The sequence below is a fragment of the Kineococcus sp. G2 genome, assembly GCF_037154035.1.
In the GTDB taxonomy this organism is placed as follows: domain Bacteria; phylum Actinomycetota; class Actinomycetes; order Actinomycetales; family Kineococcaceae; genus Kineococcus.
In genome coordinates, this window is sequence record NZ_JBBBEM010000102.1 from 1 (window position 1) to 11,254 (window position 11,254).

Sequence of the window (11,254 nt, forward strand, 5' to 3'; positions counted from 1 at the left end):
GGGCGTTCGCCGCCCGGCCCACCGCTCCGTCCTGCTGCTCGCGGTGCAGGTGTGCTCCCTCGTCCCCGCGAGTACCGGTCCTGAGCCCGTCGTCGTGCGACGGGACGGGTCTCAGGCGCGGGGGAGGGTGAAGGAGCCCACCAGCTCCTTCAGCTCCGCGGCAGCGGCCGAGACCTCACCGGCCGTGGCCGCGGTCTGGTTCGCCCCCGCGGTGGTGTGGTCGGCCGCGGTGGCGATGCCGGAGATGTTGGTGGCGATCTCCCGGGAGCCGGTGGAGACCTCCGCGACGTTGCGCACCATCTCGGAGGTGGTGGCCGACTGCTCCTCCACCGCCGCGGCGATGGTGGCCTGCAGGGCGTCGATGCGGGCGATGACCTCGGTGATGCCGCCGATGGCGCTGGCGGCGGCGGAGGCGTCGGTCTGGGTGGCGTTGACGCGTCCGACGATCTCCTCGGTGGCGCGGGCGGTCTGCTGGGCCAGTTCCTTGACCTCGCCGGCGACGACGGCGAAGCCCTTGCCCATCTCGCCGGCGCGGGCGGCTTCGATGGTGGCGTTCAGCGCCAGCAGGTTGGTCTGCTCGGCGATGGAGGTGATGAGCTTGACGACCTCGCCGATCTCGCGGGAGGAGGCGGAGAGGCGTTCGAGGATGGCGGAGGCTTCGGAGGCGTTGGCCACGGCGGCGGAGGCGACGGAGGAGGCCTCGGCGGTGGAGGTGGCGATCTCGCGGATGGCGGAGGACATCTCGTCGCCGGCGGCGGCGACGGTGCCGATGGAGGCGGAGATCTCCTCGGTGGCGGCGGAGACGACCTGCGACTGCGAGGCGGCCTGGCTGGCGCCGGAGGACAGCTGGGTCGCCACGGCGGAGAGCTCCTCGCTGGAGCCGGCCAGGGTCTGCGAGGCGCCGGCGATGCGGCGCACGGTGGTGGTCAGGGTGTCCATGGTGGTGTCGACCGCGCCGGCGAGCTGGCCGACCTCGTCCTGGGCGGTGTAGTCCACGCGCTGGTCCAGGCGGCCGGTGGCCAGGCCCTGCACCACGGTCAGGGTGCGGGCCAGGGGGCTGGCGATGGAGCGGGAGATCAGAACCGCGGTGGCGATCGCGATGACCAGGGCGATGACGCCGATGAGGATGAGCAGGGTGACCGCGCTGTGGAAGGCGCTGTTGCCCTCGACGGTGAGGTTGGCGGCCCCCTCGCTCTCGATGGTCGTCAGCGTCTCCAGCTGTTCCATCATCTCCGCGGCCAGCGGAGCCACGTCGCTGCTGCGGTAGGCGGTGTAGCCGTCGACGTCGCCGGCCTGCGCGAAGGCGACCAGCTGTTCGCGGGAGGAGCGGTACTCGCTCAGCTTCTCCTCGAACGCGGCGCGCTCCTCGGCGGACTCCGGCGAGGCCGTCTGCTCCAGCGCCTCCCACGCCTCGTCGATCTTGCCGTCGGTGGCGTACATGGCGTCCAGACTGTCGCTCACGTCGGCCGGCGTGGTGACCAGGGCGGCGTTGGTGATGTCCATGCGGCCCTGCAGGAAGAGCGCGCGGACCTTCCCGACGCTCTCCACGGACGCCACCCCCAGGCTGGAAAGCTTCTCCAGGTTGGCCTGCGAGGACTGCAGGCGGGTGATGCCCACCCCGACCACCACGGCCAGCAGCAAGCACACGACGCCGAAACCGGCGAACAACTTGGAGGCGACCTTCAGGTCGCGCAGTCGAGTGAGCACGCTCACCCATCGACGCCGCCCGGGCCGGGCTTGAGCCTCCCGGGCTCCTGGGCCGGGTGGTGGGCGTGGTGCGGAAATCCGTGCACCGGTCCGGGCCCGCGCGTACCCTCACGCCGGCCACCCGCCCCGCCGCAGCCCCGGAGGACCCCGTGAGCCCCGTCCCGTTCACCGGCGCCGTCTTCATCGCCACCAGCCTCGACGGGTTCATCGCCCGCCCCGACGGCGACATCGACTGGCTCACCTCGCGCGGTGAGCACGCCGGGGAGACCGGCTACGACGAGTTCGCCGCCGGCGTCGACCACCTCGTGATGGGCCGCGGCACCTACGAGAAGGTCCTCACCTTCGGCGAGTGGCCCTACGGCGACACCCCCGTCCTGGTGCTCAGCACCACCCTCGACCCCGCCGAGGCTCCCCGCGTGCGGATGGTGCGCGACCTCGACGCGCTCGTCGCGGCCCTCACCGCCGCCGGCGCCCGCACGGTGTACGTCGACGGCGGCCGCACGATCACCGCGATGCTCGCGGCCGGGCTCGTCCACGAGGTGACGATCACGACCGCGCCGGTGCTGCTCGGTGAGGGCCTGCCCCTGTTCGGGCGGCTGGACCGCGACGTCGCGCTGGAGCACCGCTCCACCCGCGTGCTCGGTGCGGGGTTCGTGCAGTCGACCTACGCGGTGACCGGGTGAGCGCCGCGCACCGGGCCCCGGGAAGCCGCTGCCGCCGGGCGCCGTTGGGGTGGACGTGCGCGACGTCCGGGTGAGCCCAGCGGTGACCGTCCCCGCCGTCGAGCTGACCGAGCGCTTCTCCCGCGCCTCCGGCCCCGGCGGTCAGGGCGTGAACACCACCGACTCGCGCGTCGAGCTGTCGTTCGACCTCGCCGGCTCAGCCGCCCTCCCCGACCACCTGCGCGAACGGGCCCTGCGGCGGCTGTCGTCGCGCCTGAGCGGTGGGGTGCTCACGGTCGTGGCCAGCGAGCACCGCTCGCAGCGGCGCAACCGGGAGGCCGCCCTGGAGCGGCTGCGCGACCTGCTGGCCGACGCGACCGCCCCCGGGCCGGCGACGCGGCGCGCCACCCGGCCCACCCGGGGCTCGCAGCGCCGCCGCGTGGAGGGCAAGAAGCGCCGCGGCGAGGTCAAGCGGCTGCGCCGCAGCACCGACGACTGAGCCCGCCGGCACCGGTGAGTCCCCGCTCGGCGCGCCCCGGCCGGTGCGGCCACCGCGCCGGCGTCTGCTTGGATCGGCGGGTGACGCTCGCGCAAGTCCTGCTCCTGCTCGCCGCGGGGACGGGGGCGGGCCTGGTGGGTTCCACCGCGGGCCTGGCGTCGCTGGTCTCGTACCCGGCGCTGCTGCTGACGGGGTTGTCGCCGATCGCCGCGAACGTGACGAACACCGTGGCGCTGTTCGGCACCACCGTGGGCGCCACGGTCGGCGCCCGCCCGGAGCTGCGCGGGCAGGGTCGCCGCGTCGCGGGCCTGCTGCCGGTGATGGCGGCCGGCGGCGCCACCGGGTGCCTGCTGCTGCTGGGCCTGCCGGCGGGTTCCTTCGAGCGGGTCGTGCCGTTCCTGGTGGCGCTGGCCTCGGCGCTGCTGCTGCTGCAGCCGCGCGTGCAGCGGTTGCGCCCCGGGCGCCTCTCGTCGCGCAACCCGCTGGCGCTGCTGGCGCTGTTCGCGGTCGGCGTCTACGGCGGCTACTTCGGCGCGGCGGCCGGGGTCGTGCTGCTGGCGCTGACGGAGGTGCTGTACGCGCAGACCCTGGCGCGCAACAACGCCCTGAAGAACGTGCTGGTGGGTGGGGCGAACGTGGTCGCCGCCGCGGGTTTCGCGCTGTTCGCGGACGTGGCGTGGGGTGCGGCGCTGGCTCTGGGGGTGGGCTGCGTGCTGGGCGGCCGGATCGGTCCCGTCGTCGTCCGCCACCTCGACCCGCGTGTGCTGCGCGTCGCCATCGCCGTGGCGGGTTTCGCGCTCGCGGTGCGGTTGTGGCTGGGTTCGTGACCCGGTACCCGGACCGGTGCCCGGCCCGGTGCCCGGCCCGGCCGGGGGAACCCCGGCCGGGCCGTGCGCGTCAGGCGCCGGTGCGCCCGTCGAGGAACGGGTAGTCGGTGTACCCGGTGGCGCCGGCCGCGTAGAACGTCGCCGGGTTCGGCTCGTTCTCCGGGTGCCCGCCGGCCCAGCGCTCCACCAGGTCCGGGTTCGCGATGACCATGCGGCCCACCGCGACCGCGTCCGCGACACCGTCCGCCACCAGGTCCACGGCGTCCTGGCGGGTCGTGACGACACCGAAGCCGCTGTTCGCCATCAACGGGCCCTCGAACCGCTTGCGCAGCCCCTGCACGAGGTCGCCGGCCGGGTCGGGGTGCAGGACGCTCAGGTACGCCAGGCCCAGGGGGCGCAGGCCCTCCACGAGCGCCTGGTAGGTGGCCTCCACGTCGGCCGGGTCCTGCTCCCACGCGTCCTGGATGTTGTGGGCGGGGGAGATGCGCACGCCCACGCGTCCCGCGCCGACCGCCTCCGCGACCGCGGTGACGACCTCGATCGTCAGGCGGGCGCGGTTCTCCGGGGAACCGCCGTACTCGTCGTCGCGGTGGTTCGAGCCCGGCGCGAGGAACTCGTGCAGCAGGTAGCCGTTGGCGCCGTGGACCTCCACGCCGTCCAGCCCCGCCTCCAGCACCGCGCGCTTCGACGCGGCCACGAAGTCGTCGACGACACCGCGGACCTCGTCGCGGGTCAGGGCGTGCGGCACCGGGTACGGCGCCTTGGTGCCGTCGGGCAGGTGCGCCTCGCCCTGGATCGCGATGGCGCTGGGCGCGACGATCCGGTCGGTGCCGGTGATGGCGGTGTGCGAGACGCGCCCGCCGTGCATGACCTGCATGGCGAGCCGCCCGCCCTCGGCGTGCACCGCGTCCGCGACGCGGCGCCACCCCTCGACGTGCGCGGGCGTGACGATGCCGGGCTGGCCGGCGTACGCGCGCGACTCCGGGGTCGGGTAGGTGCCCTCGGTGACGATGAGACCGGTGCTGGCGCGCTGCGCGTAGTGCTCGGCGATCAGCGCGTTCGGCGTGCCGTCGGCCTCCGCGCGCATCCGGGTCAGCGGCGCCATGACGACGCGGTTGGCCAGTTGCAGGTCGCCCAGGGCGACCGGCGAGAAGAGGTCCACGGTGTCGGTGTCCTTCCGTCGGGGTCCGGCGGGGTGCCCCACCGGTCGTTCCCCGGGACCAACCCCCTTGCCACGGGCACTCTTCCCGGCCTCACCCGGGCGGCCGCCCCGCCCGGCCCGGCTCGTAGAGTCGGCGTCCGTGTCCGGAACCCTCGTCGCCGTCGTCTGCGGCCTCGCCGCGGTCATGGGCGGCTGGGCGGTGCTCACCGCCGCCCGCGACCGCCGCGTCGGGCGCGCCCACCTCGCCGGGCTGGCCGTCGTGGAGCTCGCGGTCCTCGCGCTGGTCGCCGACGGCGTCGCCGCGCTCGTCACCGGCACCCGCCCGGTGGAGCTCGCCACGTCGATCGCCTACCTCGTCGTGGCGCCCCTCGTGCTGCCGGCGGCGACGCTGTGGACGCTCGCCGACCGCTCCCGCCCCAGCGTCCTCGTGCTGCTCGTCGCGTGCCTGGCGGTCGTCGTCATCGCCTACCGGGCGCTGCTGCTGTTCCAGGTGACGCGGTGAGCGCCACCACCCCCGGCGCCCCGGACGCACCGGACGCGCCGCCGCGGGGCACCGCCACCGGCCTCGGCCGCGTGCTCGTGGCCCTGTACGCCGTCTTCGCCGTCGCCGCCGTCTCCCGCGCGAGCGTGCAGATCGCCACCCGCTTCACCGAGGCGCCCCTGGCGTACGCGCTGTCGGCGTTCGCCGGCGTCGTCTACGTCGTCGCCACCCTCGGTCTGGCCCGCACCGGCCGGCGCTGGCGGCGCACCGCGTGGGTCGCCTGCACCGTCGAGCTGCTCGGCGTCCTCACCGTCGGCACGCTCAGCCTCGCCGACGCCGCCGCGTTCCCCGACGACACCGTCTGGTCCGCCTACGGGCGCGGCTACCTGTTCGTCCCCCTGGTGCTGCCCGTGCTGGGCCTGGTGTACCTGCGGGCCGAGTCCCGGCGCCCGGCCCGCCCGTGAGCACCCCCTCCCGCCGCGCGGGCGCGCTGCTGCTCGCCGCCGTCCTGCTGACCGCCTGCTCCATGCGCTCACCGCTGACGGGCGTGGGCCCGGTGCTGCCGGCCGTGTCCGCCGGCACCGGCCTGGGCACCACCGCCGCCGGGCTGCTGACGTCCCTGCCGCTGATCGCATTCGCCGCGGCCTCCGGCGCGGTGCCGCGCGCGGCCGGCCGCCTCGGCGTGCAGCCCACCGTCGTCGCCGCCCTGGTGCTCCTCGTGGCCGGTGCCGCGCTGCGCTGGGTGCCCGGTGCGGCGCCCCTGTTCACGGGCACCGCCCTGATCGGCGTCGCCATCGCCGTCACCAACGTCCTGCTGCCGGTGGTGGTGCGCACCGGTTTCGGCGCGCACCTGGCGCTGGTCACCAGCGGCTACCTCGTGGTGATGCAGCTGGCCGGCGGCATCGCGTCCGGCACGGCCGTGCCGCTGAGCGAGCAGCTGCCCGGCGGGTGGCGCACCGCGCTGGCGGTGTGGGCGCTGCCCGCGCTGGCCGCGGCCGCGCTGTGGGCGCCGCTGCTGCGCGCCCGCCCCGCCGGCGCGGCGGGCGGGCACCGGGCGCCGGCGCCGTGGCGCTCCCCGCTGGCGTGGGCGGTGACCGCCCACATGGGCGCGCAGTCGTTCGTCTTCTACTGCCTGCTGACGTGGCTGCCGACGCTGCTGCGCGAGCGCGCCGGGCTGGGGGCGGTGGCCGCCGGCTGGGAGCTGACGCTGCTGCAGGCCGCCGGGGTGAGCGCCAGCCTGCTCGTGCCGGCGTTGGCCCGCGGCCCGCGCGGCACCCGTCGCACCATGCTGGGCGCCGCGCTCGTGGAGCTGACCGGGATCGCCCTGCTGCTGGCGGCCACGGGCGGGGCGGCGGCCGTCCTGGCCACGGCGGGCGTCGCCCTGACCGGGCTGGGCGGGGGAGCGGCGCTGGTGCTGGCGCTGGCGGCCACCGCCTCGCGCGCGGCGGACGCCGCCGGTGCGGTGGCGCTGTCCGGCATGGCGCAGTCGGTGGGCTACCTGCTGGCGGCGGCGGGCCCGGTGCTGGTGGGCGCGCTGCACGAGGCGACGGGCTCGTGGACGGTGCCGCTGCTGCTCGTGGCGGCCGCGGCCGCCGGGCAGGCCGCGGCCGCGCGGCGGGCCGGGGCCGACGACGTGGTCCGCACGGCCTGAGCGCGGTGCGGCGGGGCCTCACGCTCCGGCGAGCTCGAACCACACCTTCTTGCCCAGCGGGCCCTCGTCCAGCTCGGTGCCCCAGCGGCTGGACAGCAGCTCCACCATCGCCATGCCGCGCCCGCTCTCGGCGTCGGCGCGCTGCGCGCCGATCAGCGGCATGCCGCCGCCCTCGTCGGAGACCTCCAGGCGCAGCGACGCCCCCGTGCGCGTCAGCGCCACGCGCACCATGCCGGAGCCGTGCACGACGGCGTTGGTGACGACCTCGCTGGACAGCAGCAGCAGCGCGTCGACGCTGTCCTCGGAGACCTCCGACGCCTTCACCCACGGCGCGCACCACTCGGTGATGAGCCAGCGGGCCACGCCGACGGAGCGCGGTGACGGGGGGAGGACCACGTGGAACACCGGCCCTCGACCTCCCGCTCGCCCCTCGGGCGCCGCGGGGGCCCGCGGCGCGACTCGTCCGCGGCGTGCCCCGTGTGAGAACAGTCATCGCCGCGTGACTGACAGTCAATCACCCGATCGGCCGGTTGTCCCCGCGCACGCCGGACCCGGAGCGCGCGACGTCGCACCGGCTGGTCACACCGGCAGGTCCACGCCCGCCACCTCCAGCAGGGTCAGCACCGCCAGGGCGGTGCACACCACGCCCCCCACCCGGCTGACCGTCGCCACGCTCAGCCGGCGCATCAGCGTCGCCCCCGCCGCCGCGGCCAGCGCGGAGACCACCAGCAGCGCCGCCCACGCCCCCGCGAACACCGACACCGGGTCCTCGTAGCGGGCGGCCAGGCCCGCGGTGAACAGCTGCGACAGGTCCCCCCACTCCGCGAGGAACACCACCCCGAAGCACGTCAGCACCGCCCGCAGCCCGCGCGCCCCGCCGGTCACCTTGCGCTCGTACTCGTGCAGCGCCTCCTCCTCCGCGGCGCGCGCCCTCGCCGCGCCGCGGAACAACGTCACCGCACCCACCGCGAACAGCACCGCCGCCACCGCCGCGACCGGCCGGTCCGGCAGCTGCGCCAGCAGGCGCCCGGCCACCACCGCGATGCCGGTCTGCACCGCGAACGCCAGCGCCACCCCCAGCCAGGCGGTGAGCGGGCGGAACCGGGTGGCGAGCACCAGGGTCGCCACGAAGGTCTTGTCGGGCAGCTCCAGCAGCAGCACGGGCAGGAAGCTCGCCAGGACGACGGCGGGGTCCACGGTGGTGTCGGTTCCTCTCCGGCGCCGCGCGCCGCGGCGGGAGCCCCGGCACGCACGCGCCACGGGCACCCGGTGCGCGCCGGCGGTGCGTGGGCGTGAACGGTGCCGAAGGTCTCGCCCACCCGCGTCTCGCGGGCCCACCGGCCGGGCCCCGCGGGGCCAGCGTGTCGACCGGTGGTGAGCGGGCTACTCCCCCTCGTCACCGCCATTCCAGCACACCCGGCGCGATCGCGGGAAATCCCCGTCACCGCCTCCGCCCCGAGGTCGGCTGCCGAGGAGAGATGCTGCGACGCAAGGAATCTGCAGGCAGAACCGGAACGGCTCCCCGTTCCCGGCGGCACCGGGGAACCGTCCGGGCGACCAGCGGGACGACCCCGCGCAGGTTGCGGCGGGGCGAAACCCCGGGCACCGCCGGCCCTGACAGGCTGTGCCGGTGCTTCGACCCACCACCCGCGCCGGGGACCGCCCGTGAGCGCCGAGACCCTCGCCGCGCTCGGCCCGGCGACCCTGGCGCTGCTCGTCCTCGCGGCCTTCGGCGCGGGCTGGATCGACGCCGTCGTCGGCGGCGGCGGCCTCGTGCAGCTGCCCGCGCTGCTCCTCGTGCCCGGGATGGACCCCGTGCAGGCCCTCGCCACCAACAAGCTCGCCGGCGCGATGGGCACGGCCACCAGCTCGGCCACCTACTACCGCCGGGTGCACCCCCCCTTGCGCACCGCCGTGCCCACGGCCGCCGTCGCCGCGCTCGGCGCCGCCGGCGGGGCCCTGTGCGCCGCCGCCGTCCCCGAGGGCGTCCTGACCCCCGTCATCCTCGTCGCCCTCGTCCTCGTCGCGGCGTACACGCTGCTCAAGCCGGACCTGGGCGACGTGACCGCGCTGCGCTTCCACGGCCGCCGGCACACCGTCGTCGCCGTCCTGACCGGCGCCGTCATCGGCTTCTACGACGGCATCGCCGGCCCCGGCACGGGCGCCTTCCTCGTCTTCGCCCTCGTCGGCCTGCTCGGCTACGCGTTCCTGCGCGCCAGCGCCACCGCGAAGATCGTCAACCTGGCCACCAACGTGGGCGCCCTCGTCGTGTTCACCGCCCACGGCGCGGTGCTGTGGCGGCTGGGGCTGCTCATGGGCGCGGCGAACCTCCTGGGCGGCTACCTGGGCGCCCGCACCGCCGTCTCCGCCGGCAGCCGGTTCGTGCGCGGGGTGTTCCTCGTCGTGGTGGGGGTGCTGGTGGTGCGCCTCGGCTGGCAGGTCCTCGCCGGCTGAGCCGGGCGGGTCGCGGCGGGCCGGGGGTGCGCCGCGGCTCGCCTACCCTGGACGGCGGCCGGGACGGACCCCGCCCGAGCGGGGAGCGGAGGTGGCGCGGTGAGCGGTGTGCCGCCCCGGGACGACGACACGGACCGGCTCGACGAGGACCGGCTCGACGAGGACCGGCTCACCGTCGAGCAGGAGGTGGACCGGCTGCGCTGGCAGCTGGCGATCTCCGCCGGTGGTGTCGGGGGCTTCGACTGGGACCTCGTCACCGGTCGCCTCGCGTGGGACGACCGCCTGGTCGAGCTGTTCGGCTACGACCGCACCGGCTTCTGCGAGACCATCGAGGCGTTCGAGGAGCGCCTGCACCCGGACGACCTGCCCCGCGTCACCCAGGCCCTGGCCGAGTGCGCCGAGACGTGCGGGGAGTTCGAGTCCGAGTACCGCGTCGTGCTCCCCGGTGGCCTCACGCGCTGGGTGCGCGCCCGCGGGCGTGCGCTGGCCGACGCCTCCGGCCGCGCGGTGCGCATCCTCGGCGCCGCCTACGACACCACCGACACCCACGACGCCGCCGCCCGCACCTCCCGGGTGCTGGAGAGCATGTCCGCGGCGTTCTACCTGCTCGACGGGCGGTGGCGCTTCACGTACGTCAACGCCGAGGCCGAACGGCTGCTGGGGCGCCCGCGCGAGGAGCTGCTGGGCGGGGTCGTGTGGGAGCTGTACCCCGACGCCGCCGGCACCGCCTTCGAGACGGAGTACCGCCGCGCCGCCGCGACCGGTGAACCGGTGGCCTTCGAGGCGTACTACCCGCCGCCGCTGGACGGCTGGTACGAGGTCCGGGCGTGGCCCGGCCCCGACGGGCTGTCGGTGTACTTCCTCGACATCACCGACCGCCGGCGCTCGCAGGCGCAGGCGCAGGAGGCCCACGCGGAGGCCGAGCAGGCCCGCCGGCGCGCCGAGGAGGCCGCCGACCGGCTGCGCCTGCTCGTGCGGGTCGGCGAGGACCTCTCCGCCACCCTGGACACCGAGGAGGCCGTCGGGCGCCTCGCGCAGCACCTCGTGCCGGCGCTGGCCGACTGGTGCCTGGTGACCCTGGTGGACGAGCAGGGCGGTCTGCGCGACATCGGCTCCTGGCACGTGGCCGAGCAGATGCGCCCCGTGGTGGCCGAGTACCGGCGGGCCCGCCTGGCCGCGCTGGGCGAGAACGCCCCGCTGCGCCGTGCGCTGCGCACCGGCCGCCCCGTCACGGTCGAGCGGGACGGCACCGCCGAGCTGCTCGCCGTGCTCGCCCCGGGCCGGGCTCGCGACCTGCTGCGTCAGCTCGCCCCGGAGTCGTTCGCGATGCTGCCGCTGCGGGCGCGGGGCCGCACCGTCGGCCTGGTCAGCCTCTTCCGCGGGCCGACGCGCGCCCCGATGCCGTCGCAGGACGTGCTGACCGCCCTGCAGGTCGCCGACCGGGCCGCCGTGGCGCTGGACAACGCGCGCCTGTACACGCAGCAGCACCGCATGGCCGAGGGCCTGCAGCGCAGCCTGCTGACGGCACCCGTCGAACCCGACCACGTGCAGGTGGCCGTGCGCTACCAGCCGGCCGCGGCCGCCGCCCAGGTCGGCGGCGACTGGTACGACGCGTTCCTCACCCCCGACGGGGCCACGGTCCTCGTCATCGGCGACGTCATGGGCCACGACGTGGACGCCGCCGCGGCGATGAGCCAGGTGCGCAGCCTGCTGCGCGGCATCGCGTACTCCAGCGGCGCCGGGCCGGCCGCGGTCCTCACCAGCCTGGACGCCACCATGCAGGGCCTGGCGGTGGACACCACCGCGACCGC

The 11,254-nt window shown here is 76.2% G+C and carries 12 protein-coding genes; 8 read left to right on the top strand and 4 right to left on the bottom strand.

The features are described 5' to 3' along the window. Positions 1 to 111: 111 nt before the first annotated feature. Complete coding sequence (locus V9U69_RS14890) at positions 112 to 1,707, bottom strand: methyl-accepting chemotaxis protein (RefSeq protein ID WP_337062635.1); 1,596 nt, start codon at positions 1,705 to 1,707, stop codon at positions 112 to 114. Between the two features lie 149 nt (positions 1,708 to 1,856). On the opposite strand from V9U69_RS14890, the gene V9U69_RS14895 reads away from it, so the two are divergent. The 3 genes from V9U69_RS14895 to V9U69_RS14905 all read left to right on the top strand — a co-directional run bounded on the left by V9U69_RS14895 (position 1,857) and on the right by V9U69_RS14905 (position 3,695). Next, the gene (locus V9U69_RS14895) at positions 1,857 to 2,390 is read left to right on the top strand and encodes a dihydrofolate reductase family protein (protein ID WP_337062636.1); all 534 of its coding nucleotides are present in this window, start codon (positions 1,857 to 1,859) and stop codon (positions 2,388 to 2,390) included. A 70-nt stretch (positions 2,391 to 2,460) separates the two neighbouring features. Beyond that, a complete protein-coding gene (gene arfB / locus V9U69_RS14900) occupies positions 2,461 to 2,868 on the top strand; it encodes an alternative ribosome rescue aminoacyl-tRNA hydrolase ArfB (RefSeq protein WP_337062637.1) in 408 nt (135 codons plus the stop codon). Positions 2,869 to 2,948: 80 nt separating this feature from the next. Continuing rightward, a complete protein-coding gene (locus tag V9U69_RS14905) occupies positions 2,949 to 3,695 on the top strand; it encodes a sulfite exporter TauE/SafE family protein (protein ID WP_337062638.1) in 747 nt (248 codons plus the stop codon). Between the two features lie 70 nt (positions 3,696 to 3,765). On the opposite strand, the gene V9U69_RS14910 is transcribed toward V9U69_RS14905, so the two are convergent. Continuing rightward, the gene (locus V9U69_RS14910; RefSeq protein WP_337062639.1) at positions 3,766 to 4,857 is read right to left on the bottom strand and encodes an alkene reductase; all 1,092 of its coding nucleotides are present in this window, start codon (positions 4,855 to 4,857) and stop codon (positions 3,766 to 3,768) included. 139 nt (positions 4,858 to 4,996) lie between these two features. Between V9U69_RS14910 and V9U69_RS14915 the strand changes: the two genes are divergently transcribed. The 3 genes from V9U69_RS14915 to V9U69_RS14925 are packed head-to-tail and all read left to right on the top strand — an operon-like array spanning position 4,997 to position 6,989. After that, positions 4,997 to 5,359, top strand: coding sequence for a hypothetical protein (locus V9U69_RS14915; protein ID WP_337062640.1), 363 nt, complete (start codon positions 4,997 to 4,999; stop codon positions 5,357 to 5,359). After that, positions 5,356 to 5,802, top strand: coding sequence for a hypothetical protein (locus V9U69_RS14920; protein WP_337062641.1), 447 nt, complete (start codon positions 5,356 to 5,358; stop codon positions 5,800 to 5,802). Before V9U69_RS14915 ends, V9U69_RS14920 begins: the two co-directional genes overlap by 4 nt. Continuing rightward, positions 5,799 to 6,989: an MFS transporter gene (locus V9U69_RS14925; protein ID WP_337062642.1), complete on the top strand. Its 1,191-nt coding sequence runs from the start codon at positions 5,799 to 5,801 to the stop codon at positions 6,987 to 6,989. Before V9U69_RS14920 ends, V9U69_RS14925 begins: the two co-directional genes overlap by 4 nt. An 18-nt stretch (positions 6,990 to 7,007) precedes the next feature. Here V9U69_RS14925 and V9U69_RS14930 read toward each other — a convergent pair whose 3' ends face one another. Then, on the bottom strand, positions 7,008 to 7,394 hold the full coding sequence (locus V9U69_RS14930; protein WP_337062643.1) for an ATP-binding protein: 387 nt from the start codon (positions 7,392 to 7,394) through the stop codon (positions 7,008 to 7,010). Between the two features lie 174 nt (positions 7,395 to 7,568). Beyond that, positions 7,569 to 8,186, bottom strand: a complete 618-nt coding sequence (locus tag V9U69_RS14935; RefSeq protein WP_337062644.1) for a TMEM165/GDT1 family protein — start codon at positions 8,184 to 8,186, stop codon at positions 7,569 to 7,571. 468 nt (positions 8,187 to 8,654) lie between these two features. Here V9U69_RS14935 and V9U69_RS14940 point away from each other — a divergent pair, with 468 nt between their 5' ends. Further along, positions 8,655 to 9,443, top strand: coding sequence for a TSUP family transporter (locus V9U69_RS14940; protein ID WP_337062645.1), 789 nt, complete (start codon positions 8,655 to 8,657; stop codon positions 9,441 to 9,443). 99 nt (positions 9,444 to 9,542) lie between these two features. Beyond that, on the top strand, positions 9,543 to 11,254 hold a 1,712-nt coding region (locus V9U69_RS14945; RefSeq protein ID WP_337062646.1), incomplete at its 3' end, for a PAS domain-containing protein.